This window comes from Mesorhizobium sp. P2_A12, from assembly GCF_056405075.1.
Map to the genome: position 1 here is coordinate 51,522 of NZ_JBFUCU010000011.1, position 26,040 is coordinate 77,561.

General features: G+C 63.4%; 19 protein-coding genes. All 19 read right to left on the bottom strand.

Annotated features, from left to right (window positions below):
• Nucleotides 1-9: 9 nt before the first annotated feature.
• Nucleotides 10-657, bottom strand: a complete 648-nt coding sequence (locus AC1DZU_RS22010; protein WP_477288287.1) for a glutathione peroxidase — start codon at nucleotides 655-657, stop codon at nucleotides 10-12.
• Between the two features lie 121 nt (nucleotides 658-778).
• Nucleotides 779-1,474, bottom strand: coding sequence for a 4'-phosphopantetheinyl transferase family protein (locus AC1DZU_RS22015; RefSeq protein ID WP_477288289.1), 696 nt, complete (start codon nucleotides 1,472-1,474; stop codon nucleotides 779-781).
• Entirely contained in the window at nucleotides 1,467-1,889 is a 423-nt protein-coding gene (locus tag AC1DZU_RS22020) for a hypothetical protein (protein WP_477288291.1), read from the bottom strand. The genes AC1DZU_RS22015 and AC1DZU_RS22020 overlap by 8 nt, the downstream gene beginning before the upstream one ends.
• The gene (locus AC1DZU_RS22025; protein ID WP_477288293.1) at nucleotides 1,886-2,233 is read right to left on the bottom strand and encodes a hypothetical protein; all 348 of its coding nucleotides are present in this window, start codon (nucleotides 2,231-2,233) and stop codon (nucleotides 1,886-1,888) included. Before AC1DZU_RS22025 ends, AC1DZU_RS22020 begins: the two co-directional genes overlap by 4 nt.
• On the bottom strand, nucleotides 2,233-3,135 hold the full coding sequence (locus tag AC1DZU_RS22030; protein ID WP_477288294.1) for a hypothetical protein: 903 nt from the start codon (nucleotides 3,133-3,135) through the stop codon (nucleotides 2,233-2,235). The genes AC1DZU_RS22025 and AC1DZU_RS22030 overlap by 1 nt, the downstream gene beginning before the upstream one ends.
• Nucleotides 3,126-6,476 (bottom strand): amino acid adenylation domain-containing protein, encoded by a 3,351-nt coding sequence (locus tag AC1DZU_RS22035; RefSeq protein WP_477288296.1) that lies wholly within the window; start codon nucleotides 6,474-6,476, stop codon nucleotides 3,126-3,128. The genes AC1DZU_RS22030 and AC1DZU_RS22035 overlap by 10 nt, the downstream gene beginning before the upstream one ends.
• A complete protein-coding gene (locus AC1DZU_RS22040; RefSeq protein WP_477288298.1) occupies nucleotides 6,473-9,709 on the bottom strand; it encodes an amino acid adenylation domain-containing protein in 3,237 nt (1,078 codons plus the stop codon). The genes AC1DZU_RS22035 and AC1DZU_RS22040 overlap by 4 nt, the downstream gene beginning before the upstream one ends.
• A complete protein-coding gene (locus tag AC1DZU_RS22045; protein ID WP_477288300.1) occupies nucleotides 9,706-14,313 on the bottom strand; it encodes a non-ribosomal peptide synthetase in 4,608 nt (1,535 codons plus the stop codon). Before AC1DZU_RS22045 ends, AC1DZU_RS22040 begins: the two co-directional genes overlap by 4 nt.
• 24 nt (nucleotides 14,314-14,337) lie before the next feature.
• A complete protein-coding gene (locus tag AC1DZU_RS22050) occupies nucleotides 14,338-14,748 on the bottom strand; it encodes a hypothetical protein (RefSeq protein WP_477288302.1) in 411 nt (136 codons plus the stop codon).
• Between the two features lie 429 nt (nucleotides 14,749-15,177).
• Nucleotides 15,178-16,755 (bottom strand): alpha/beta hydrolase family protein, encoded by a 1,578-nt coding sequence (locus AC1DZU_RS22055; RefSeq protein ID WP_477288304.1) that lies wholly within the window; start codon nucleotides 16,753-16,755, stop codon nucleotides 15,178-15,180.
• Between the two features lie 9 nt (nucleotides 16,756-16,764).
• Complete coding sequence (locus AC1DZU_RS22060; protein WP_477288306.1) at nucleotides 16,765-18,702, bottom strand: RiPP maturation radical SAM C-methyltransferase; 1,938 nt, start codon at nucleotides 18,700-18,702, stop codon at nucleotides 16,765-16,767.
• Nucleotides 18,686-19,258 carry a hypothetical protein gene (locus AC1DZU_RS22065; protein WP_477288308.1) on the bottom strand — a complete coding sequence of 191 codons (573 nt, stop codon included), beginning with the start codon at nucleotides 19,256-19,258 and terminating at the stop codon, nucleotides 18,686-18,688. The genes AC1DZU_RS22060 and AC1DZU_RS22065 overlap by 17 nt, the downstream gene beginning before the upstream one ends.
• A 73-nt stretch (nucleotides 19,259-19,331) precedes the next feature.
• Nucleotides 19,332-19,877: a hypothetical protein gene (locus tag AC1DZU_RS22070; protein ID WP_095080443.1), complete on the bottom strand. Its 546-nt coding sequence runs from the start codon at nucleotides 19,875-19,877 to the stop codon at nucleotides 19,332-19,334.
• On the bottom strand, nucleotides 19,870-20,955 hold the full coding sequence (locus AC1DZU_RS22075) for a hypothetical protein (RefSeq protein ID WP_477288310.1): 1,086 nt from the start codon (nucleotides 20,953-20,955) through the stop codon (nucleotides 19,870-19,872). The genes AC1DZU_RS22070 and AC1DZU_RS22075 overlap by 8 nt, the downstream gene beginning before the upstream one ends.
• Nucleotides 20,952-21,998 carry a hypothetical protein gene (locus tag AC1DZU_RS22080; protein ID WP_477288312.1) on the bottom strand — a complete coding sequence of 349 codons (1,047 nt, stop codon included), beginning with the start codon at nucleotides 21,996-21,998 and terminating at the stop codon, nucleotides 20,952-20,954. The genes AC1DZU_RS22075 and AC1DZU_RS22080 overlap by 4 nt, the downstream gene beginning before the upstream one ends.
• Nucleotides 21,999-22,173: 175 nt before the next feature.
• Nucleotides 22,174-23,385 carry a radical SAM/SPASM domain-containing protein gene (locus tag AC1DZU_RS22085; protein WP_477288313.1) on the bottom strand — a complete coding sequence of 404 codons (1,212 nt, stop codon included), beginning with the start codon at nucleotides 23,383-23,385 and terminating at the stop codon, nucleotides 22,174-22,176.
• Complete coding sequence (locus tag AC1DZU_RS22090; protein ID WP_477288315.1) at nucleotides 23,382-24,728, bottom strand: radical SAM protein; 1,347 nt, start codon at nucleotides 24,726-24,728, stop codon at nucleotides 23,382-23,384. The genes AC1DZU_RS22085 and AC1DZU_RS22090 overlap by 4 nt, the downstream gene beginning before the upstream one ends.
• Nucleotides 24,729-24,740: 12 nt before the next feature.
• Entirely contained in the window at nucleotides 24,741-25,286 is a 546-nt protein-coding gene (locus AC1DZU_RS22095; protein ID WP_477288317.1) for a hypothetical protein, read from the bottom strand.
• Between the two features lie 43 nt (nucleotides 25,287-25,329).
• Nucleotides 25,330-25,848 carry a hypothetical protein gene (locus AC1DZU_RS22100; RefSeq protein ID WP_477288319.1) on the bottom strand — a complete coding sequence of 173 codons (519 nt, stop codon included), beginning with the start codon at nucleotides 25,846-25,848 and terminating at the stop codon, nucleotides 25,330-25,332.
• Between the last annotated feature and the right edge of the window lie 192 nt (nucleotides 25,849-26,040).

Below are 26,040 nucleotides of genomic sequence, written 5' to 3' on the forward strand. Positions count from 1 at the left end.
CTCCTCGGGTTAGATGGGTGGCTTTACCGCTGAAGCTGCAACGCAGCGGTGCCAAGAACCTTGCAGCACGCAGCCATGGAAGGGCCGCACCAAAGGGCTGTATCTTACGTCACACCGCCAGGAGCTTGCGGAGAGGGCCGACGATCGCCTCGTCCTGCGGCTCGGTGTCGGAGCCAAAGCGGGCGACAACGATCCCTTGCGGTCGACCAGAAACTTCTCGAAGTTCCAACTCACCTCGTCGGGTTCGGGCGCGTCACCTTTCCCCGCCATCCGGGCCGCCAGCTTGCTTCCGGGTTGGAAGACAGCCTTCGGCAGCGCCTCGATCAACGCTCGATAGAGCGGATGCTTCTGGGGTCCCTTGACTACGATCTTGGCGAACACAGGGAATTCGACACCATAGGTCAGCCGGCAGAATTCCTGGATTTCGGCGTCGGTGCCCGGTTCCTGGCCGGCGAAGTCATTGGCCGGAAAGCCGAGCACCACCAGGCCACGCTCGCGGTACGACCCGTAGAGCGCCTCCAGCCCATCATACTGCTTGGTGTAGCCGCATTTGGAGGCGACGTTGACGATCAAAAGGACGCAGTCGGTATATGCACGAAGGCTTGTGGTTGAGCCGTCGGCGCGGCTGAACGGAATATCGTAGATCGAGGCTGTCATAAGCAAAAGTTCCTGCAGACAAAGATGGCCTCCGTACATTGGTGGCTTAGCCGCTCCCGTCAAGGAAAGCTGTTCTCCAGAACCAAATTGCTTCGCATCTTTCGAGACAGCCGGGTCGGTCTTACGCAGGCTGGACCATGAACGAGGCCGTACAAGGTGCCCCGCCTTCGACTGCGAGCGCCGCAGTCCAGGAACTGCCTACCGGCACATCGAGCACTCGGCAGTTGGGTCGGTGCAAGGCCGTACCGACGACGATATGTTCCCCGGCCGTCGCACTCATGGGTACGTCGAGCTCTTGAGGCGCCACGGAAAATCCGCAACCCCACGCCTTGAGAATGGCCTCCTTGCGCACCCAGCCGCGGTAGAGGGCGGCCAGGCGGTCGCCGGGGGAGGCGGCTCTCCAGGCGGCATAGTCGCGTGGCGATGCCCATGTCGTCAGGATTTCGGCGGCATCGATGGTCTCGATGCGTTCCAGATCGACGCCGACCTCGCACTCAGATGCAAATGCGAGGAGCGCCGCCCCACCCGCATGCGAAACATTGAAGCGCAACCGTCCGCACGGCATCCGAGGCTTGCCCTGAGCGCCATACGCAATGGGGACCGACCGTGGCGGCACCGCCAGGTAACTCGCCAGGATGCGGCGCAATCCCGCTCGCGTGCGCACGAATTGTGCCCGCGCCCGTGGGCAACGCAGCCGCTCCGCGCGCCCGCGTTCTTCATCGTCGAGCAGCTCCAGCGCATCGGCTTCTGCCGCAATGCACGGCCGCACGTCGAGCAGCCACAAGTCGACCTTGCCGACGTCCGGCGGCTCAGGCATTTTCGATGTCGACCGCCACATTGGCGATCCAGCTCATGCTTTGCGCGATCGCCACAAGATCCGCAGCCGCCAAATTGTCAGGCGGGACCGCAGCCCAGGCCTTGATGAGGTCGGCCACGTATTCGTGCAGTGCCTCCCTCACCATCTTTCGCGCTTCCGGCGTCAGTGTCGCTGCACGCAGCGCCTCGTGATAGGTGGCAAATGACTGAGCTATGCGTTCCGCCGCCTCGGGGGCCTGGAGCGGCTCCTGCATCGCCTCGGCACAGCGGGCGAAGGTCTCGGCAACGGCCGCGCCATCCTCTGGCGAGGTCCAGGCAGATTCCAGGACGCCGCGAAAGCGCGCGAAAGCACGGGCGAAGTCAAGCTGGGGACCGTCATGGGTCCATTGCCAAGGCGATTGTTGCTCCGGGTTCATGACACAGCTCCAGAGTTGGTCCGTTTGCGCGCTTCATCCAGCAACGCGCCATAGCCATGACGTCGCGCAGACGCCTCAAGCAATACCTCGATACCGGTGCTGTCCTGCCAGGCGCCACGTTGCATCTCGACCACCTTTTCTTTGACGCGCATCCAGATCGGCTCCGAACCGGGCAGGCCGTCACCCAGGACGACGAACCCTCGCCAGCCCGCCTGAGGCCTGGCTGGCGCGGCGCTTGGAACCGACAACGCCCGCGCCCGGCCGGCCAGTTCCGCGACCTCAATGGGTGCCAGCCCGAACGAAGGATTCGGCCTGCCAGAGAACATGTCCAACACCACGCGCACTACAAGACCTCCACGCCCGGTGGTACGAACAGATAACTGCAAAATTGTGTGTAGGGGCCGCGGTCGCACGTCGCCGGCGTCAGTGCGCCGGCGATGACGCGGCCCTGGTTGTCGATGTTGCGGGCACTGTAGATGCCCAGTTTGTGGGCCCAGAAGGCGCCATGCGAGCGGTACCAATGGAAATCGTGTCCCGGCCAAACAGCCAGCGCCGCCAGCCGCGCCGGGCCGTCGCAGTTGGCCCTGAACCCATCGGCGATTGCAGCTCGCGCAACCGCCTCGCAGCTGAACTCGTCATACTGGCGGCCAACCCTGCGTCCGGGCTGCGCCACGAAATTGGAAACATAGTTGCTGGCATAATTGTAGCAATTGTTGCGAAGGCGCACGGAAGCTGTGTTCCAGAACCAGGGGCTATAAGCGGCGAGGATCGGCTCACAGGGCGGGCCGACCTCCGGCTGTTCGGCAGCTGTGGCCGCGTCCGCGTGGCTGGCGCGTAGCGCGGCGCTGCGGCCAGCACGTGGTGCCACCCCGTCGCCCCGCCATTCGACGGAGCGCGCTGCTTCATCGATCACTGTACGCGCAACGATCGGTCGGGCGCTTTCCAACAGCGCCAAAACGGCCTCGCGCTCGTCATCCGGCAGCCGCGCCCGTCGTGCGGAGACGAGCCCCTCTCTGGTCTCCACTGTCGCAAGCGGTGGCACGCCGACATAAAAGGCTGCTGGCGCGTCGGCGTCTTCCGGACCACTCCCGACGAGCAGACCGCGGTAGCCAAGCGCCGGCATCGGGGTGGCAGAGACCGGCCCGCCCTGGCGCGACATCAGCTGCCTGAAATGCTGGGCCAAAGCCGGCGGCACCTGCCATGTCGGGTTGGGACGACCGGAGAATACATCTAGCATCACACGCATGCGCCATCTCCTTGCTCATGCAATTGTTGGCGTACATCGGCATCGCTCATTTCAAGCACCTGCAGCACGATGGCTGCGGCCGCTTCCAGCCGCTGCCGTGCCGACTCGTCAGGGGCAATCGCGCGTGCAAGCTCGCGTGCGCATCGGGCCTCGAACACTCGACGCAGCGGAATCTCGATCTGCAACAGCTCCCGCAGTTGCGAAACCAGTCGCGTAGCCAGGAGCGAGTGGCCTCCGAGATCGGCGAAGAAATCGTCGGTCGCGCCGGCTTCCGGCACCTTCAACACGTCGCAAAAACACCTGACGAGCAATGTCTCAAGGGCGTTTTGCGGTGCCACGCGCCGCCGCTGCCTCGGGGCGGCGCCGGCAAGCATCTCGGCGATACGATCGCGGTCTGCCTTGCCATTGGCGGTGAGCGGGATCTCTTCGACGATCTTGAAGGCGCTCGGGATCATGAACGGCGGCAGTTTATCCTGGAGATGGCTGCGAAAAGCCTCGGGCAAGTCGGCCTGATCGAGGTCGCACCCCGGCGAAAGCAGCACTGCCGCATGCAGTCGGTCATCACCCGGACCGGCGCGATAAAGTACCACGGCCGCTTCAGCCACCGCCGGGTGTGTGCGCAGTGCAGCCTCCACCTCATCTGGCTCGACACGGTGGCCACGCAACTTGATCTGATTGTCGGCGCGGCCGAGGTATTCGAGCGTGCCATCACGACGATGCCGCACTCGGTCCCCTGAACGGTAGACCAGGGCTCCGTCCGGTCCGCGTACGAAACGCTCCGCGGTGAGACCGGCCTGGCCGACATAGCCCAGCGCAACTCCGGCACCGCCAATTCGCAGTTCGCCAACCACGCCGACCGGGACCGGCGCACCGGACCCGTTACACACATTCAACCGCGTGAGGGCAATTGGACGGCCAATCGGCACCGGGCCCGGTCGAATGTCGCCGGCGCGCAGAAAATGCGCGCAGCAACCAACCGTGGTTTCTGTTGGCCCGTACTCATTGACGATCAGCAATCCCGGCATGTGCGTGCGCCAGGGCTCCAGCGTCTCGCCGTGCAAGGCTTCGCCCCCAACGATGAAACAGCCGGTTGCGCAGGCGGGCGCCCGCCCTCCGGCAAGCTGGCGCAAACCTTCGAGGTGGCTCGGGGTCAATTTGACAAAGCTGTAGCGCCGGCCCGAGTGAAGCGCTTCCTCGAGCGCTTCGAGGCCTCCCCCGGCTGGCAGCAAGAACACGGTCTTGCCGCACAAGAGCGGCACGAAAAGCGTGGTGACCGACATGTCGGCGGTGATCGAAGTGCACAGCGGTGCCCCTTCGCCATCGTTAACCGGATAGACGCTCATGCACCAGCGGAGGTAGTTGAGCAATGCACGATGCGGCACCGAGACGCCCTTGGGCCGTCCGGTGGAACCGGAAGTGAACAGTATGTAGGCCGGGCTCTCGGTGTCGCGCCGCACCTTCGGGGGCGGTACGCCGGGTTGCGGTGGTTCGCGATCCACCGCGATCGAGGTGAGCCCCGTTTGCAAGTCGGATTCCGTGCCCTTGGAAACAAGAAGCACCGTCGCCCCTGCATCGACGAGCATGTCGCGGGCGCGCTGAACTGGCAATTCAGGCCCCAGCGGCACATAGGCAGCGCCGGCCTTGAGCACGGCGAGCAGTGCCATCGGCAGGTACGTGCACGGCTCGATCGCGACCCCCACGCAATCGCCGGGCTCCACGCCGTGCGCTATGAGCTGATAAGCGAGACTGTTGGCGCCGCCGTCGAGCTCCGCATAGCTGAGGCGTCCGTCGGGTGCTTGGCAGGCGACTGCGTCCGGGCTAAGACGCGCCTGTGCTTCGAACAGCCCGCACAGGTCGGTTTCGGCCGACGGCATCACAGGGCCCCGCGACCAGGCTTCCAACTGACGCAGTTCGGCGGCATCCATCAGCGGCAGATCTGCCACCGACGCTTCGGGATCGGCCAGTGCCGCGCAAAGCAGTCGCAGGAAGCGCTCCACCAGTCGTTCGGCGCTTGCCTGCTGAAAGAGATCGGTAGCGTATTCCAGTTCGCCGACCAGGCACGATGCCGTTTCGGTAAGCTGCAGGGTAAGGTCGAAGGCAGAAGTGCCACGCGCGAAGTTGAACGCTGGCGCGGCATCCGTGATCGTCCTGCGCACCTGGCTGGAAGAGAGCACCTGGAACGAAACTTGAAACAGCGGGTTGCGCGACAGATCCTGTTCTGGCGCGAGGGCCGCCACCACCATGGAGAAAGGCAGGTCCTGATGGTTCTGCGCTTCACGGAGCCGGGCATGCGTACGTTCCACCGCTTCGTCGAAGCTGCAGCCGCCGCTGAAATCCAGCCGTAAAACCACGGTATTTGCAAAAAAGCCGACGACGTCTTCGAGCTCGGAATAGGGACGCGCCGCCATCGGAGTGCCGATGGTCACCTCGTCCTGTCCCGCGAGCCGGTGCAGCAGCGCGGCAAAAGCGGCAAACAGCACGGTGAAGCGTGTAGTGTGCAGGCGGCGCGCCAGTGCTTCGGCGGCCGCGGTTGCGGCTGCGTCGATGGTGATCGGTGCGCGCGCCCCGCGATAACTTGGCCGGGCGGGACGAGGATGGTCCGTGGGCAGCTCGAGTTGCTGCATGCCCTCCAGCCGCTGCACCCAGTATTTGCGGTGCTGAGCCATCCGTTCACCGGACATTGCCTCGCGTTGCCAGACGGCAAAGTCGGCATACTGCACCGGCAATGGTGGCAGAGACGGAAGCCTGCCGGTCAACAGCTCGGAATAGACCTGGCCGATTTCGGCCAGCAATTTCTCCAGCGACCATCCGTCGGCGACGATGTGATGGATCACGAGCAGCAGCAGTGATTCACCGGCAGAAAGCTCCAACAGCCGACAATGCAGAAGCGGGCCCTCGGCAAGGTCGAAGGGCTGCTGGCTGGCAGCCGAGGCAATCTGCGCGGCGCGCGCCTCCGGATCCGGCTCGCAGCTGAGGTCGTCGATCTCGCATCGCATGGTCGTTGCAGGCAGAATGCGCTGCACCGGCTGCCCTCGGACGAGCGGGAACACGGTGCGCAGCGCCTCATGACGGGCGACCACCGCCGACAGTGCCTTTTCCAGGTAACGCCGGAGGGGGACAAACGGCAGCCTCTGCGCAATCGAGATATTGTAGAAGGGATTGCCCGGAACGAGTTGGTCGAGGAACCACAGGCGATCTTGCGAGTGTGAAAGCGGGAAGTCGCGTCCGTCGCGCGGCTGGACAGGGATTTCTTGCGCCGGCCGAACCCGAATGAGGTGCTCGCGCAGCGAGCGCTTCTGCTCCGGGGTCATTGCGGTGATACGGTTTTGCAGACTGTTCAAGGCGCCCCTCTCGATTCCGCTGGTTCTCGTGAGGCGAGCAGCGCCTCGCGCTCGGCCGCTGGCAGCGACGTCAACAGCTCCAACAGCTCGTCGTCGCTGGTTTCCGGAGTCGCGGCCTGGCGCTCCGCGATCCAACCGGCAAGCTGGCGGACAGACGGGTGGTCAAACACGACTCCCGCCGGCACATCGGTTCCGAGTTGGCGTGACAGTCGTGAACTGACGCGCAAGGCCGCCAGCGAATGCCCGCCGAGATCGAGGAAGAAGTCTGCGTCAAGCGTCACCAAATGCAGCTGCAGCACCTGCGCGAAACACGCCTGGACCTCTTTCTCAAATGGCAGCACCGGATTCGCATCGCCAGCATCCGGCAGTTCTCCCGGCGGCGGCAGCGCCAGTCTGTCGCGCTTTCCGTTGGGCGTCAGCGGCAGCGCATCGAAACGCACGATGACCGCCGGCAGGAACGCGTGCGGAAGCCGTTCCCGCAACCCAGCCAACAATCGCCGGGCATCGAAGCTGGAAGCGGGCGCGGCGACGTAGGCAACGAGGCGATCATCCCGCAGCACGACCATGGCATCGCTGACTTCGGGGGCTTGGCAAAGAACCGCCTCGATTTCGGCCGGTTCGATCCGGAAACCACGCAACTTGATCTGCTGGTCGCGCCGGCCGAGGCAAACAATCAAGCCGTCGCGCTGCACCCGGGCCAGGTCCCCGGTGCGGTACATTCGTGCCGCTTTTCTGCCTGCAAAAGGGTCGGTCACAAAGCGCTCACGCGTCAGTTCGGCAGGCCCGAGATATCCAAGCGCGACACCTGCGCCGCCAATGTACAGCTCGCCCGCCACCTCAAGCGGAACCGGGCGCAGCTTGCTGTCGAGGACATATGCACGCACGCCGGTGATTGGTCGGCCGATCGGGACGACGGCCAGCACAGGAGGTTCTTGATCGGGGTCGAACCAGGTGGCGTCCCAGATTTCCGAAGTCCCGTAAAGATTGTAGAGCGTGGCCTTCGCATGGTGTCGGCGGAAATGGTGGTAGAGGTCTACCGGGAGCGGCTCGCCGGTGCAAACCCAGAACAGCAGGTGCGGCAGGTGCCGCCCGAGGTCCGGTTGCGCTTCGAGCATCATCTTCAGCAGCGACGGCACCAGCCACAGCCGTGTGACGCCGCGCGATGCCAGCAGGCGGATCAACGTGGAAGCATCCGTTCCGATCTGCTCGGAAACGATCGTGGTCGGCACACCGCGCAGCGTGGCGCCCAACAGCTCCCACAGCGAATCGACAAAATTGATTGCGGTACGCTGACAGGCCATTTCGTTCGCGCCGAAGGGATAGACCTGCCACATCCAGATGAGCCGGTTCGACACCTGGCCCCATTGAACCAGCACTCCTTTCGGCCGGCCCGTCGAACCCGATGTGAAGACGATGTAGGCGGGGTCGTCGCGCCGCCAACGGACCGGTTCGTCGTTTGCCGCATCGTCGCTGCAGGGCTCTAGGACGTCGCCGATGTCGATCACGGTCGCCGGTCCGTCCGGCGGCGTTGAGCCGGTTGCCAGCAGCACGGCCGGCTTGGCGTCCGCCACCATCTGCTCCAGGCGGTGCCTGGGATAGGCCGGATCGAGCGGCAGATAGACACCGTGCGCCTTGAGCACAGCGTAGAAGGCCACAACTTGCTCCAACGAGCGGGGTGCGGACACGGCGACCGGCACGCCGCGATGCACACCTAGGTTGCGCAACCGTCGTGCGAGCCGCGACGACGCGCGCTCCAAAGTGTCGAAGTCGAGCACGCGATCGTCGGCAATGAAGGCGGGAGCCGCGCCTTTGTCGTGCGCCAGACCCCGCAACAGTTCAAGCGGATCCAGATCCACGCACGCATCGGCATCGCCGATGTTTGGTTCTTCGATCAGCCGCCGGCGTTCAGCATCGGAGAGCGGCGAAAAGGTCGCCAGAGTTGCAAAGGGCGCAGCGCATATGCCCCGCAACAGGGTGAGCAGATGCTCGATAAGAGCTCCCATGTCATCGCCATGGAAGCGGCTGCGGTCGAACCGCAGTTTGAGGTGCAGCCGATCACCCGGAATAGCGAGCAAGCTGAGCGGCACATTGGCACGCGCCAAGTCGACGCCGCCGGTCGTGGATTCAAGCTTCGCCGCTGCTTGCGGGAAATTCTCGAACACCACCAGCGTGTCGAACAGAGGTCGGTCGGGGGCGATCTCGCAGCAGCGTTGCAGTTCGGCGCTGTCGAGGTGGTGGAAAGCCGAGCCGCGTGCCTGCGCGCTCTGCAAATCCTTGAGCCATGGCACCAATGCTGCCTGCGGATCCACGCGCACCCGCACCGGGACTGCGTTGATGAAGAGACCAATCATCTGCTCGATACCAGGAACCTCTGGCGGTCGGCCCGAAACGACGGCACCGAAAACCACATCGTCGCGGTCCGTATAGTGGCCGAGCAGCAAAGCCCACGCACCTTGCAGCACGGTGTTCAACGTCAGGCCGTGCTGGCGTGCGAACGCCCTGAGCCGCTCCGATTCCTCTGCATCGAGGTTGCCGCTGACCTCGGTGTCTGCATCTGCAAGAGCCGCTCGGCCAGGTGGCCGCGGCAGGCCAATCTCCACCGGCTCGTCGTAGCCACGAAGCAGATCGGCCCAATACTCGCGCGCGGCTTCGAGGTCGCGCGTGGCCAGCCAGTCGATGTAGTGGCGTAGCGAGCGTCGCACCGGAGGCTGGTAGGGCGCGTTGCGGACCAGCGCGCGATAGTGTTCGATCATCTCGGTTGCCAGCAGTTGCGCACTCCATCCGTCGAGCAGGATGTGATGGAACTGCCAGACAAATCTCACTTGGCCGGCGCGGCCGCGGATCAGCGCCAACCGCATCAAGGGTGGACGATCGAGCACGAAGCCCGCCCGGCGGCTGTCCCCCAGATACTGTGCCAGCTGAGCTTCGAAGGCGGCCGTGTCGAGATGTCGCCAGTCGAGTCGTTCGAAAGCCAGTGCGACGTGACGGTGAACAACTTGTACCGGCTGCTCAAGGTCTTGCCAATGGAAGGATGTGCGCAGTGCAGGCGTGCGCCGAACCAGTTCATGCCACGCCGTCTGGAACGCGTGCGCATCGACGGGCTCCGGCAGCGACATCACCTCCTGCTGTATGAAGACGCCGCTTTCCGGCGCACGCAGACTGGCGACCAGCATCGCCGCCTGGAGCGGCGCCAGTGGCCAGAAGTCTTCAACGTCAACGCTGTTCGTGTTCAATCTTGGCCTCCCTGCCCACGGTTGAGGCGCGACATCAACGTGACCAGATCCTCCGCCTTGATATGACGGGCGAACCCCCCAACGTCCTCTTCTTCGCCAACGTTCTCTTCAACGGATTCGGTCGGCTTCGCGGCGCGAGCGAGCAGGGCCAGTGTCTTGTGGACGAAGATGTCGTTCGGCTCGATCGACAGCCCCGCTTCACCAGCGCGACTGACCACCTGGATGCCGAGGATGGAGTCACCGCCGAGCTCAAAGAAATTGTCGTTGATGCCTACCTGCTCAAGCCGCAATATTTCGCCCCAGATGGCGGCGAGCCGCAGTTCAGCGGCTGTCGACGGGGCAACGTACTCAGCTCCGAGTTCAGGCCGCATACCGTCTATCTTCGGCAGGCGGTGGCGGTCGATCTTGCCGCTCGCGGTCATCGGCAGCGCGTCAAGCAGCAGGAAGCGCGCCGGGATCATGTAGGCCGGCAAACGCTGGGCAAGGAAGGCGCGGACCTGCGGCACCATCTTGCGCGCGAAGGCGGATTGCAGCGGGTTGTTGGTCCAGCGCCGCCGGTGCCCGGCGCCGCCTCCAAGAGTCCGCCGCGGGATCGGCCCGCGGCCCGCCCGGTTCATTGCGAGCGGACGGAACACGGCGTCGATGTGACCGGTCGCATGGCGTCCCGCAACATGAAGCTCGACCTTGCAGCCGGCTTCGGCTGCGCAAGCGAGCAACTGGTCGGCGTCAAGCCCCTGCACGGTCACCTGTCCTGCGTTCGAGCGCAGATCACCGACGCAGCGCGATCCATCGCTGCTCATGACCTCCGCGGCGGCGAGCATCTCGGCTGCGACGGTTCGGCCTGGAATGTCGGCGACCAGCAGGGTTTTCCCGTCAAGTGCCCGCAACGTCCGCAGCAGCGCTTCGGCGCTGCCCACGCTCGCCCAGTCACAGGTGTCCCCCGCCTCCACAACCTCGGGCGACCAGCCGACATGGAGCATGACGTCATATCGGAAAAGCGTCAGCTCATTATCGGCACGGCACGGTTTGGTCAGAATTTCAACGGCCCGGATGCCGGGGAAATCCGCTGCCAGCGCGAGGAAAAATTCGGAATCGACCGCCAGCTCTTGTTCCAGCCCCAGGCGGCGCGCCACACGTTCCTGCAAGGTGGCCAGCGGCAGGTCGGACTCGGCCCGGTACAACTCCACGGAGGCTGCGAAACACTCCAGCAGCGCCAGGCTCCGCACATCACCTATGAATACGGTGCCGCGGGTACCCAGCGTCGACAACGCGGCGCCTATCACGTCGATCAGGTAGCGTTCGCTCGGGAAGTACTGCACGACCGAATTGAGGATCACCAGGTCCACCGCATCCATCGATTGGGCCGCGACCTCGTGCGCTGCGCAACGACGGAACTCGATGCCCTTGATCCCGGTGCCGGCCGCATGCTTGGCTATATGATCAAGCGCGCCTTGCGAGATGTCGGTTGCCACATAGCGACGGGCCTTGGGTGCCAGGCGAAAAGCCAGCAACCCCGTGCCGCAGCCAATTTCGAGGGCTTGCTCGGCTGCGAGAGAATTCAATCGTTCAACCGTGCTTGCCAGCCACTCTCGCATCGTCCGCTCGTCGAGCGGCAGGCCCGTGTAGCTGCTGTTCCAGCCATCGATCACAAATGCCGGGTCGGTAGCTTCCGCGATCGTACCGTAGGTTTCATCGTAGATGCGGTGCCAGTGTTCCACCTGCTCGCTGGAAGCTGCGCTCTCGAACTGTGCGTCAGGTGCGCGCGGGTCGTCGCGCTGCACCACGTATGCGACGAGACGCGCATCTCCAGCGCCGACCTCGCGCACGGCGACCGCCGCCTCGGCGATCTCGGGATGCGATTGCAATGCCGCCTCGACTTCGCCGAGTTCGATGCGGTGACCGCGAAGCTTGACCTGGCGATCGATGCGGCCGATGAAGTCGATGCGCCCGTCGGCAAGCAATCGCACGCGGTCGCCGGTGCGATAGATTCGTTCGACAGGGCCATTGCCCAGCGGCAGCTCGACAAACCGCTCGGCCGTCAGTTGCGGCCTGCCAAGATATTCCCGCGCCAGTCCGATCCCTGCCAGACAGAGCTCACCTGGGACGCCGATCGGAACCGGCTCTCCGTGCGCATCGAGGACGAAGGCGCGCATATTGTCGATCGGCACACCGATGGTCGGCGCGCGCGAAAAATCCTCGCATCGCTGCCACGTCGCCCAGATGGTCGTTTCCGTGGGGCCGTACAGGTTGAAGAAGCGCCTGCCGGGCGCCCATTGTGCCACTATCGAGGCCGGACAGGCTTCGCCTGCCACCATCAGCGTGGTGAGAGTTCGCAACCCCGATGCATCGAACGCGAACAGCGCGGAAGGCGGCAACACCGCGTGGGTGACGCGCGCCTCGTCGATCAGCCGGGCGAGCCCGGGACCGGGCATGCGTTGCTCCGTTCCCGGGATCACCAGCGTGGCGCCGACGCCGAGGGCGAGGCCGAGTTCGAACACGGCGGCGTCGAAGCTGAGCGAGGCGAACTGCAGCACGCGGCTTTCCGCCGTCGTGTCGAGCAGTCGTCGTTGGGCCGCCAGAACATTGGCCAGTCCACGCTGCCCGATGACCACGCCCTTCGGCTGACCCGTCGAGCCTGAAGTGTAGATGATGTAGGCCACTTCACCTGATGCGCGCTCAGCTGCACGCGGGGCAGTGGTGGGGTCGCGCGCCATTGCGCTGACGAAAAGTGGCCGGCATTCGAGCAACGACAGCGCGCCCTCGACGCGCTCCCACGCCGCAGGCTCGGTGAGGACGTGGCGCGCCCCGGTATCCTCGGCAATATAGCGCAAGCGCTCGATCGGGAGATCGATATCGAGAGGTACGAACGCCGCGCCTGCCTTCAGCGCGGCGAGCATCGCGACCACGGCCGCAGGGGAGCGGTCGAGCAGCAACAGTACCGGTTCGCCCGGCCGAACGCCGGCTTCCTCAAGTCCGGCGGCGAGTTTTTCAGCCTGCTGATCAAGCGCCCCATATGTGAAGGTGCCCGCGGGGCCGGCAAGTGCGATACGGTCAGGTGCGTTCGCTGCGAAGCGCTCGAATTGCTGGCAGAGCGGCGTCTCGTCGAAGGCGACCGCTTTGCCCTCGGAAGCGTGCCGGAACCGGTTCCGCTCGTCCCGGTCGAGCATCGCGATCGTATCGATCGGCTGGTCGGGGTCTGCCGCCGCCGAGTTCAGCAGGAAGCAGAAATGCCTGACCATGCGCGCGGCCGTCTGGGGATCGAACAGCGCGGTGCTGTATTCCATGCCTCCGGAAATCCCGCCGGCATGCTCATGCAGGTGGAATGCGATATCGAAAATCGAGGTCCCGCGTTCGATGGAGACTACCGAATCCTGAGCCGGCAGTGCACTGCCGCTATCGATGTTCCATGCGTTCTGCAGCACCAGCCCGATTTGAAACAACGGATTGCGGTTAGGCTGGCGCTCGGGCTGGAGCGCTTCGACCAACTTCTCGAAGGGCATGTCCTGATGTGTGTAGGCATCGAGCGCGGTCTGCCGCACACGGCGCACCAGTTCGCGGAAGGTCGGCCTGCCACTGGCGTCGATACGAAACACGAGTGTATTGACGAAAAAACCGATCAGCGCCTCGACCTCGGGCCGCGTGCGATTGGCGATCGGGGCGCCGATCGCGATGTCCTCGTCGCCGGTGTAGCGCTGCAGCAACGCGGCAAGGCCTGCCAACAGCACCATGAACAGCGTAGCGCCTTCTTCGCTTGCCACCCGTTTCAGCAAAACGAGCACGGCGGCCCCGATGCTCAACTCCTCGAAATCGCCTTCGAAGCTCGGCTCGTCCGGACGCGGTCGGTCCGGCACCAGCGCCAATTGCGGCAGATCGGCGAGCTGCCGGCGCCAATAGGACAGTTCCGTCTCCAGCCGCTCGCCGCTGAAATACTGGCGCTGCCATTCGGCGAAATCGGCATACTGGATCGTCAGGGGTTGCAGCGGGGAGGGCCGGTTGGCGACGAACGCCCCATAGGCGGCAGCCAGTTCGCGCAGCAGGACCTGCATTGACCAGCCGTCACAAGCGATGTGATGCAGGGTCAGCAGGAGCCAGTGTTCATGCATCGACAGTCGCAGCAAACGCGCGTGCACCATGGGCCCATGCCGCAGGTCAAACGTCAGCCGCCCCTGTTCGCCGGCCTCGCGGCGCGCTGCCTTCTCGCGTTCCTTCGGCTCAAGATGCATTAGGTCGAGCAGCGGCATCGGCACCGGGCCGGGTGGCATCACCTGCTGCATCGGCTCGCCGGCAATGTCAGTGAACACAGTGCGCAGTGCGGCATGGCGTGAAATCACGTGATCCAGGGCGCGCTTGAGCGCCGCCACGTTCAGAGGCCCGCGCAGGGGCAAGTTCAGAGGCACATTGTAGAAAGGGCTTGCCGGCGCGAGGCGCTGCATGAACCACAGGCGCTGCTGGGCCCAGGAAAGCGATGCCAGGCCAGCGTGACTGCGGGGCGACAGTAGCGGATCACCTGACGCGGGGGGCTGCAGTCCGGCCGAGCCAAGCAACTTGCCGAGCAGCGAACGACGTTCGGCACTTATGTTGCCGGATATGGGGATTGCCGTCATATGCCGACCCCAAACAGAGCAATGTCATTCGTCGGATTTGCCGCTCGCCAGTGTCTGCAGGTCGGCCAGGTAGTCCGAAAAATTCGCGCGTGCCTTTTGCTGAGCTTCGTCATATGCGGACGCCAACTGCTCGCCCAAGTCCTTGATGGTCTGCCCGACGCTGTTCTGATGCTTGCTGATCACTTGCCCGTACTGGCGCGCGTGATCGAGCCATGCAGAGGCGGCGCGCTGTTGCGCGTCGTCGCCGTTGCCAGCCTCGCTCAACGCCCGCTGCCACGAGGCCATGATTTGTTGGAGTTGATCACGGGCCGGGACTTCGGCCTCTTCCAGCTGCTGGCGGCTGCGGCCGTAGAGTTCCTGGGCGCGCGCTGCATATTGCTGCGCCACCTCAAACCCTTTCAGGCAGTAGTTCGAATAGGCATTTTCAGCACTCATGGCGAGCTCCCGCGATCGTGGGCCCTCTGACGGCTCAGGCGCAGAACGTCGCTTGGAAGCGACTTCGTCGGACGTGCGACTTCTACGTCGGACCATGCCGGCCCTCCCGAAAAAACTAGTCGGAGGTAGCGTTGCCGAACGGTCTCGTCTGTCGCTTCCAAGACGAACAGACTCCTGATCGGCCTCCAAATCGGACGGCTTCACTACGCTCTAGCGGCTCGCATCTGCGCCGCGCAAGCAACTTAAAGTTTGCAATGCCCATCGTCAACAGATTTATTTTAATCTGTATTATTAAAATAAAATGTTATAGAAAGAAATACAGAAAAAAACTTGCGACAAGCGCCATGACTAAGGTCGGGCGCCGATAATTTCTATCTACAATCGAACGCTTCGCCAGAATGTATTTGGCCAAGCGTGACGCACTCGGCGTCAACGTCGCGGTTTGGGTGCACTGGCAGCAAGTCCGGCAATCCATTCAGCAACGGCTGCGAGGTACTCCGGGTTCGGTGGCAGATCCTGGCGGTAACGCTCCGGCGTCGACATTTCGGGCTCGAGCCGGAATAGATGGTCGGCGTTGTGGATTTCCTTGTATGTGGAGCGGACATTGTGGCTGCGGGCGGCGCGGTGCAGCGCTTTGGCATCACGGTCTGCCGATGTCTGAATGTCTTTGTCGCCGTGCAAGATCAGCATCGGACAGCGGACGGCTCCAACCGCTGCGCGTGGATCGGTTTCGAGAACGGCCGGATCGGTGAGCGGTCTCAGGCCCCCGAGCCGCAGTTCCGCGCCATCTGTCCTTGCTTCCCGGTCGAGCCACTGCCGTAGTGCCGCGTCTCGCTTGCCGGCCTCTTCCTCCGACACCTGTAGGCGTGCGCTCTCGCGTGCATTCTGTTCCATCAGGATGTCGCGCAACGGCCTGCCGGGGGGCGCGAGCAGGATCAGACCCGCCGGCGCCAGGGCCGGGTCGGCCGACAACAGCTGCAGGATCACAAGGGCGCCCAGGCTATGACCGGCCGCGAAAAGATGCAGGGCGTCGACGTCGGCGCGCGCGGCGAGCCAGCGCCAGGCGGCGGCGGCATCGGCCAGCCGCGTCGCGCCCAAGGGGCGGTCGGCCTTGCCGAATCCGGTTTTGCCTGCTCCGCGCGCATCTATCGCCAGGCTGGCTACGCCGACTTGCGCGAGCGCATCCATCGTCTCGAGTGTCTTCAGGCGCATGCCGGGCGCACCGCCCCAGCGGGTGATGGAGCCCGATCCATTCAGGAACAGGCAGGCCGGACTAGGCCCGGCGGGTTCGCGTCCGTGTACGAACAGGCCGTGCAGCGTGATATCCTCGCTTTCGATTGTAACTTCTTCGCGGTCGATGCCAGGGGGAGGCGGTGGTGGTTCGATGCTTTCCTCGGCACCGCGAAGGGTCTCAATCGGCGCCGCGTGGAACACCGGCGTGCCCGCCCGCCCGATAAGCGTTCCCTTCTCGTCCATTCCCACGGCGGAGACCAGGGCGCCACTGGCGCTCATGTTGAGCCGTATGCCGATCGACGTCTCCCAGTCCAGCGCTCCGGCAGGCGCGACGTCGAACTCGCGCACTGCCAGCGCTTCGGGCGAAAAGTAGTGAAGTTTCCGCGGACCTTCATCGCGATCGAGCGCGGCAAGACAGCGCGAAAGCTGCAGAAGCAAATTCTGTTGAAGCACGAGGTCGGGTGCGACAGTCAGCGCCAACTCATGCTCGTTGCCGTCGCGCAAGGTCAGGAGCGCGCGGTTCTGACCGAAAACGGCGCGGTGAAGCACGGCGCCGGATGAAAACAGCGAATAGTTCGCAACCTTGCCGTCGTCACCGATTTCAATGACTGCCGCTTCTTGAACAGGCTTGGGTCCGCCAACCTTCTCGGCGTGCGTGGTCCAGTGATATTCGTCGACGGTCGACGATACGCGCCGCCGCGCCTGTTCGACGAAGAGTTCGCCGCGAAGCAAAATTTGGAAACCCTCCATGCGAGGCAAATCGATTGGCTTCATTGCACCGGCTCAGGTCACCGCCGCTTCGTCTTGTCGGGCAAAGCGCATCGATGGCGCCGCCATATCCACGTGCTCGGCATCCTGGCTCGTGTCGGCGGCAACTTGGATCGCCAGCGCAAGGTAGAGATCGTCCTCCTGGAGAACGAGGTCGCTTTGGATGAAGCCTTGCACCGTTTTGGCCACGGTTTCCTCGTCCCAAGCGCGATCGGGGGCAACGCCGCGCAAATTGGCGGTGAGAGAAGCAATGGATTGAATGCTGTCGAGGCCGAGATAGACGAGCCGATCGTCCCCGACCAATATGTAAGGGCGAACCGGGTGATCCGGCCGCAGGTCGATGATCGTAACCAGATCGGTGCCGACGATAGCGCTCAGCGCGGCGTGCCGGTGCTCCTGCTTCCAGTCCTGCGCCTCGCGCCAGGCGCGATTGATCCCCTCCAGCGTCTGCGCGTCGGTGGTCCCGCGGTAGGTGAAGAAATAGGCGATGCGCGCCCGTGCATCTGGTGAAACGCCCGGGTAGCAAAGGTCATAGGATGGGTATGGCTTGATGTCGGAAAGCCCGAAATCGTCCGGCCGGTCGAACATCGGCGAGAATCGGTCCAGCCGAAACGCAGCGAAGGACGACGGCGGGGTCAGGTGACGTATCGACCGCATGAAACGGATGGCTTCCTCATAGTCCTCCGGCCGTTCTCCAGGAAAGCCGCAGAGAACGTTCCAGGTGACCAGCATCTTGTGCTGGCGGACCCATTTCAAGGTCTGCACATTCTGGATGCCGCGAATGCCCTTGTCCATGAGCTTGAGCACATGCGTGTTCAGGTGCTCGATTCCGGGCTGCATCCAGGTCGTTCCCAGGCGCCTGAGAACCCCGATCTGGTCCTTCTTGAGGTTTGCCTTGGTCTCGTAGAACAGCTGCAGCTTGGTGCCATCCTCCACCAGGGACGGAAACACCGTCGCGAAGTAGCGCATGTCGACAATGTTGTCGGTTGCGAAAAAGGTATGAATCCCCGTGCTGTCGCGCAGATGGCGGAACTCGGCCAGCGCGCGGTCCGCCGACTTTGCTCGGTAGCCGATACCGAGGCCGTTGAGGCCGCAAAAGGTGCAGTGGTGCTTTTCGCCCCACCAGCATCCGCGCGAGGTTTCGATCGTTAGCTCCGGTTCGATGAATTGCGGCGCCGTGGACCGCTCGAACGCGGCGAGGAAATCGCTGTGATCGGGGAAGGGGAGGCTGTCCATGTCGCGGATCGCGGCTTGTGGCACAAGGCTCTCGACCGTTTCGCCTGCCGAACCGCGATAGACAAGGCCGCCAATGGCGGACATGTCCGCACCTTTGCGAACGGCCTCGATCAACTGCGGAAAACTCGTATCGGACTCGCCGCGGCAGACCGCGTCGATGAAGGTGAAGCTGCGATGCAGTTCAAGCCCCATCTCACCCTCGCAATTGGCGCCGCCGAACACGACATGGAGGTTTGGCGCGCGCGCCTTGAGCGCCTTGGCCATGGCAAGGCTTGCGAGGTTCTGCTGAAAGGTGCTCGAGAAACCGACAATGTCGACGTCTTGAAGGTCGATCATTTCCGCCAGATCGTCGATATACTGAGGAGCCTGCTCCCGCGCGTAGCGGATCTGACCCAGGAAGGCGTTGGGGTAGTAATCGCCAGGCGTGGTCCTGGCATATCTATCGAAGGCCTCGTCGGGTAGCGCGTCGTGCCTCCAAAGTGCGCGGCTGAACACCCATTCCCCCGGCAGGTCGTGCGTCGGAGCGCTTTGCGCAATCCGCTGATAGAGCGGAAAGCCGATGCGGTCGGCAAAGCGGTGATTGGCGTAGAATACGTCGCATGCAATGCCTTGCTGTCGCAGACGCGCGGCAAACAGACTTACGCCCAGGGCCGGCCTTTCAATCGGCAGGAACGGCATCACGCACAGCAGCACTTTCGAATTAGCGGCCTTTCGCATTGGCGGCCTCCGAGGCTTGCTGTGTTCGCCGATCCAGTTCAGCGAGGCGGACTTCCAGCCGCGACAGGCTCGCCAACCGGCTCTCCAGAACCGAAATGCGCGCTGCGAGAGGCTCGATCGCCTTGCCAACCGTGCTTCCAGACTTGAAGGAACCGGTGACGGCGATCGCCGTCACCGCAACCGCCACTGCCACGGCTTCGGCAATGATCGCCACGTCGACGTCGACATAGGCAAACGCCCCGGCCAGGTCGGTCGGGTTGGCGATGCCGACTTCAGGATGATGCGCAAGGATGTACTCGCGTAGCCGGTCGAGTTCCCCACGGCTGTGCAGCTCGACCACCTGAGGGTCGAAAAACAGCCGGATGATTGCCTTCTCGCGGTCGCCAAGCGCAATCGTCTGGTCGGCGTTCACGCCATAGGTCCGCAACACCGTTCCGGGATGATCACAGAAACTGTCGAGCACCCTGCGATCGGCAGCGATGTCGTCGCGCAGCCGGGCCAGCCCGACCGGTGGAGGTGCCGTCACAAATTCCCGCAACAGTTCCCTTTGCCGCATACCAGCCCTCCAGTGTCCACACGGACGAAGACACGGGGGTGAACGCTATGGGCGTTCACCCGGTGATGCCGCGTCAGCGAATGCGCTGCTCGAGACGGGTGACCTTCGCATCGAGCTTGTCGACAAGATTGACCCGAGCCTCGAGCGCCGCCACCTTGGCGCTGAGAATTCCCGCCTCGGCCTCGATCGTTGCCAGCTTGGAAAACCTGTCGGCTGCACCCGCCACAACGATCGCCGCGACGGCCACCGCAACGGCGACGACCTCGACCTCGATAGCCACGTCGAAGTCCGCGACCGCCACTGCGTGGGTGTCGCCGGGATTGGTGATCACGATTTCCCTGTACTTGTCCGTGATGTGGGCGCGCAGGTCGTCGATCTTGCCGCTGTTGTACAATTCGATGACGCGAGGATCGGAGAACATCCGGATCATCGCCTTTTCACGGTCGCCGAGCTTGATGTCGCCGCTCACCGCAAGGCCGTGATCCTTCAGCACCGCTGACGGCTTGTCGACGAATTTCTCGAGTAGGCTCGGGTCGGACGCAAGTCTTTCTGACAGGTTCCTGACTTTTTCCGGAGGGTTATCGCTGACGAGTTTTCTGATGAGATCGCTATCATGCATGGTCTATGGCCTCCTGCCGGGATGAGGCGATTGGCGTATGCCGGGTGGACTGGTCCGGCCATTCTGCCTCGGGTTTTTGATGAGCCAGCCGATAACGGTAAAGCACGTCGTCGCGCCGCTCGCGCCAATGGTGGGCAAGCACGTCGCGCACCAATGCATCGTCATAGAGCGCGCGGCATGCGTCACAGTGATGATTGAAACGGTTCTCCCAGTCGATGCGTGGATCGATCGTGGAAGCCCAGGCGAGTATGTGCTCCGGCCCCTCTACCGCGAGCCATATCTTCAGGAAATCATTGCCGGCGGCTTCCGCGAGTTCCACGAGCGTAGCGTCTTGAAGCGATCCGATCTGCATTTCGGGAATCTGTTCGCGCGTCAAACCGCAGCAGGCGCCGACCTCGCCGCGCGGATTGACCACCATTGTGTCCAGCACGCTTTCACACGGGGCGCGGCGGTGAATGTTCAGGTGGTTGGTCAGGCTGGCGGGGCCATGCCGCACGGAATCGCGATCCTCCATCGCCATCCAGGGACTGTCGAACACAATGAGGTTGGGATGGTCGCGGATCGCTGCCATCTCCGGGTGAGAGAGTAGTCCCTGGGCATGAAAAGTCCGGTCCATTTCGCGCTCCACCACGACGACGGCGTTCATGCCGAGCCTGATCGCTGCGGCTGCGCCATAGGCGATGCGCTCGACCGGTACGAACTGCTGATGGTGGTCGCCGGTGCTTAAGTTGATTTCACGCAGACCAGCCCTGTAGAGCGGCTCGAGGCGTGCGTGCGCGGCTTGCGCCGACTTCGCCCAATAGCCGTTGGTGACACACCGGCTGGCGAGCCCTCGCTCGGTGCAGCGCGCAACCGCCACGACAAGCTCATCTTCCAGCATGAAGCATTCCCCGCCGGAGAAGACCACAAGCTTCATCGACGGCATCTCCGCCGCCTGGTCAATGGCATCGAGCATGCGCCACAACGGCAGTTTCTCCGCGATCCCGGGATGCGACGCGAAGCAGCAGTTCTCGCAGGCCGCCGTGCATTGGTAGGACGTCAGCAAGGTCAGCGTGGTTGGTTTCCTGCCGGCGGTCATGCGTTGCCCTCCCGCATCTGTCTGATGACCGGGTCGAACATTGCGAAATAGGCCGGCTGTGCCTCGGACGCGCCAGCTATCACCAGGGCGATGCGCGCTATCAGCGGACCTGCCTCGAGCACGGTCTGGTCGGACGGCTCCCCGGCCCAGCGCCCGCGCGCGCTCGGCCGCGTCGGAATTGCCGGGTTTGCATCGGGCTGCAGCATGTGGGCAAGGCCGGCTGGAATAAGCACGTCGCGAATTCCGGCCTGGGTGCGGCAGACTTCGGACATCACCGCCTTCCATGGCGCGCTGTAGAGCGCCAGCATCATCAACGCGTCGGCGATATCCAGGCGGTCCAGTCCGTCGACTGCCGTCCGCGCTTCATCGGCCACCTGAGCTGGTTCACAATTCAGCATTTCGGTGACCGCCACATTGGCGAACACCGTGGCGAGCAATGCCTCGAGACGGCAGCGCCGGTCGACAATGCTCCAGAACAGCCGCTGGGCAAGCGGCCGGCGCGGGGTGGGAAATCCTATGCAAAGCAGCCGCCGGACATGGTGCCGCTCGCTTTTTTCGATCGCATCCAACGCATCAAGCGGCGCCTCGACCGCATTGAGGACGGCGCGATCACTGAGGAGACAGGATACGAGCCGAGAGACCGAATGGCGGGCAGGGATCAGCGTATCCTCGTCGGCGCCGCCGATATCGATGATCAGCGGTTGGCGCCCCGGCTTTCTTTTCAGTTGCAGATTGATCCGCTCGCGCCCACCCGCGGCAAGCATGATCTCCATCTGCACCGTTTCGTGCCGCGGGCTCGCAACATGCAGTCTGAACTTGCCGGGCGGCAAAGCCCTGAACAGCAAACCGTCGAAGGCGCGGGCGTAGCGAAGGATGCGCCAGGTGCGTCCGCTGTCGAGATGGGTCAGTACCGGGAACATGTTTCCTTGCGGAAGCCGTCCGTCTTCGTCGCGTATTTCCAGCTCAAGACAGCACACGACCGTCGACGACGTCGCTTGGTCAACTGGAGAAAGCATACTCATGGGACGCCGCTCCTGCCGCATCGATATAACCATCGATGCTCCGAAAATCCGTCCTGGCCACAGAATTACACCCGCACTAAGAAATACCAATCAAGCGATTCGATATATTTCTGTTGCTTATACAAATATAAATGCCGCGCCAACTAAATATCAGCGCAGGTTTCAGCACTTTTCAAGATTTTTTATTATATGTTACTCATATTACATTTTCAAGCGATCCAGTTGAAATTTTCATATCTTCCGGCGGGCCAGCCAGTCGCCGGCCGGTGTCGAAAAAGCCGGCCGCGATCACGCCTTCCCCGTCACGCTCCGCCAGCTCCGACGGCTTCGGTTCGCTCGCGACCGAAAATTCATACTTCTCGAGAAATCGCTTGAGCAGCCAGTGATCGAGGCGCGCATCGACTTCCTTCGCGCACAAGCCTTTCGTGGCCGCGACGCAGACGTCGCAAATCGAGGCGTAGCCGTCAGGGTCGGAGGAACGATCTGGGCTCATTTCCGCAATCGCCTCATGGAGTGCGCGCGGACCGAACTGATTTATGAACCGGAAATGCGTCCGCGTTTGCATCTCGTCAAACAGATCCGCGAGCGAACGCTCACGCACGTTGCCGACCGTGAAGCTTGCGATCTTGCCGCCGGCGCAGCAGCACGCCTGAAGACTGCCGTCGGGGTAGATGACCGGTCGGTTCACCACTTCTTGGCAAGGCGTGTACGTGTAGGTGGCGAGATCCGAGCGGTAGTGCTCTTCGGGGTATTCGGCGGCGCGTCCGAGGCCGACAAGCCTGCCAAACGAGAGGTTCACCATCTGGGTCAATTCGGGCGGCACTGTATCGGTAGCCACCTGCCTGATGAACTCGTCCTCGTCGAAGAGGCGGATCTTCTCGGTGGGTATGCCGTAAAGTTTCGAGAACAGGGCGACAGGATCGCCCGGCATATTGAGGACCGTGTTGACGATGACCGGAAAACCGGCTTCCCAGGCGATCTCGATTGCGCGACGGAAAACCTCGGCCGGAAGGAATTCCAGGTGAAATTTGTCGGCACTGAAGTTGAGGGAATCAAGCCCGGCGAGCTGGAGCCGGTAGAGAAGGCGCCGACCGGTGGCTTGATTGCGGCCCCAAAAACCGTTGGTGATCACCCGTGTCGCAAATCCCAGCTGGTTGGCCACGCCAAGCAGGCGCTCCAGGTGTTGCGGGTACATCATCGGCTCGCCGCCGGTGAAGACGATCGTCGACGGCCTGGGATCGAGTGAGGCCGCCTCGGTGATGCAGCGCTCCGCCAATTCCATGGCCATGCTGTCGAAATTGTCCGGGCCGGAAAGGATGCCGCAATGGCGGCAGGCGATCGGGCAACGGTGCGTGAACATGATTCCCAGTTCGAGCGGGCGTTGAAGGTCGGTACCGGTCGCATTCATCGTGCGGCCTCCCGGTGACGGGGCTGCGCCGTCTTTGCCGTCGCCGCCCGCAGCCCGGCGTTCGACCAGACGCCACCGCCGGCCGCGCCCAAGAGCGTCGCAAGCGCGGCAAGCTCCTCGAGCCCGCCTTGATTGCCTTCCTCGCCATCGAGCGGCTCCTCGATGATCTCGAAGCGGCCGTAGTCGAACGGCACGCCGGGGGCACGCTGGACCAGACGGATCCGCTCGCGCAGGCCCTGGCCCGCGAGCGTCAGTGCCCGGTGGTGGCAGAACGGGTTGTTCCCGGGACGCCCGAACAGCGCATGTGCCGTCCATGTGCAGCCGGCCTTGCAGCGATCGGCGTGTTCGCAGGTGGCGCAGAAACCCCAAAGATCGGAGCGTGTCCTGGCGCCGAGGTCGCGTATACGCTCACTCGACCGCCACATGTCCTCGATAGAGCTGGTGCGCACCGAGCCCGCACCATAGTCGGCGCTCGGCAAGGAGGGACAGCCCTTCAATGTGCCATCGGCTTCAAGGCCCAGCGCAGCCTGGCCCGCGAGGCAACCACTCCATGTATGCCCGTCGGCGCCGCCGTAGCGCAGATAGGGCTCGTGCGGACCGAAATAGCCGATGTTGTTGCCAGGGAAGAGCTGGACGCCGCCCGGCTCCAGCACCGTCCGCTTGAGCCTTGCGAGCAGCGGCATCACGTTGAGCATATCGTAGGGCTGCAGCAGAAGGCCCGGGCGGTCCGCCGCGCGGCCGAGAGCGACCGTCAGCTGCACTTGCCAGGCGCTCGCGCCGATCTCGACCAACAGGTCGGCAAGGGCCGGCAATTCCGGCAGGCTAAGCCGGTTGATCTGGGTGTTGACGCTGAGCCCGATCCGGCCAGTGGCCATGATCCGTCTCGCCGCGTCGAGTGCTGCTTCGTAGCTGCCGATGCGGCCACGAAGGTGGTCGTGCGTCGCGCCGATGCCGTCGATCGACACGCCGATCCGCCGGATGCCGGCCGCGAGCGCTTCCTGGATGCGGAAATCATCGAAGCGATAGCCGCCGGTCACCATGGTGCAGGCCATTCCGGCCTTGGTGACTGCGCTGGCGATGTCGACCCAGTCATCCCGCAAATAGGCCTCGCCTCCAATCAAAGTGACCTCGCGAACGCCGAGCGCCGCAAGCTGCTTCACGGTGTCGAGCGCCTCCTCGAGCGTCAGCTCACCAGGGCGTTCAGCGCCCGCCCGCGAACCGCAATGCCGGCATCCGAGATCGCACTTCAGCGTGATTTCCCAGACGCAGACACGTGGTGGCTCGGACGGGCCGGACCACCAGCGCACTGTCTTCGTCGGATCACCGTCGTAGACGTCAAGCATTGGGGCGCACCATCACTTCACACGTGCGAGAAAGGCGGCGAGCATGTCGGCGTTCACGCCCTCGATGGCAACGCCATCCGGCCCGACGATGGAGAAGCTGAGCTTCTCCTTTGGAAAGCGAGCCAGTTCGCGCAGTGACCTCAACTGCTCGACCGATGTCATGGCCAATGATCCGGCGGCCGCCACTTGCGTAGATGAGGACGTCACCACGGAGACGCCGTAGATGACCACCGCCGAGGCAACCGACACGTCGATCCCGGGTTTGCCGCCCCCGGCTGCCGACCCCTTCCAGCCGATCACGCCGAACCGCTCCCACAACTCCCCTGCCGTCAACGTCTCCGGCTTGGCCCGTGCGAACTCGTCTTGCCACTCTCGCCCTGAAAACACGTGTTCGAGTTTCTTCAGCAGATCCCGTTCGTCGATGCGGTCGGGAAGCGCCAGCACGTCGGGGTTCAGCCCCTCTTCGGACAACACGTCCTTGGGCGATTGGACAAAGCGGTGGCGAAAGTCCTTGTCCTTGCGCAACCGGTTGATGAAACTCGCCGCTTCGGTTCCCATGACAAGCTCCTTGTTCTTCCCATGCTTGCGAGCGTCGGGCCGCTCAGCGCAGGCGGCCGACCAGCGCCTTGATCGCTTCGATGCCGAGGCCGTGCAGTGATCTCCCGTCCGGTCCGCTCACCGTAAAACTGAGGGCCGTTGCTGGCAGCCGGGTCAATTTGCGCAACCGGCCGAGACGCGCCAACTCCACATCCGTGCGGGCTGCACTGCCCTGCGCCGTAACAAGGGATATGACGGAGGTGGTTGCCGTCGTACCGTAGATGATGCTCGTCGCTGGGATCGACGGCGACGCAAGATCATAGTTGACGCGGATGAAATTGAACTTGTCCCACAGTTCCTGTGCCGACGCATGCCTCAGTGTGGCCGCATCCGGCGGAGCGGAGGAAATTTGCGCGTCGATACGCCGTTCCAGCGCGTCGAAATCGATCTTGGAAGGCAGGTCAAGGAGGTCTGGATCGAGCCCGCTCGCGCGAAGAACGCCGCGCGGATCATCGGCGAATGCCTGCCGGAACGCTTTGTCCCTGTGGAGCTTCTTGATGAAATCTGCATAAGGCGACACCATAGGTTCCCCCCTACGCTGAGCGCGTTGGCCATGCCTCTCGAATGTGACAATCGTCAGTTTGCCAGCGTAATATTGTTTCCAAATTCGCGGCGGAAACTTAAAGATTACTACCCTATCGCCAGTTTTCAGGCAAGAAAAGTACGTTATTTATCCGTTGCTAATGTGAGTTAAGAAAGGGTTTACAATCAGGCT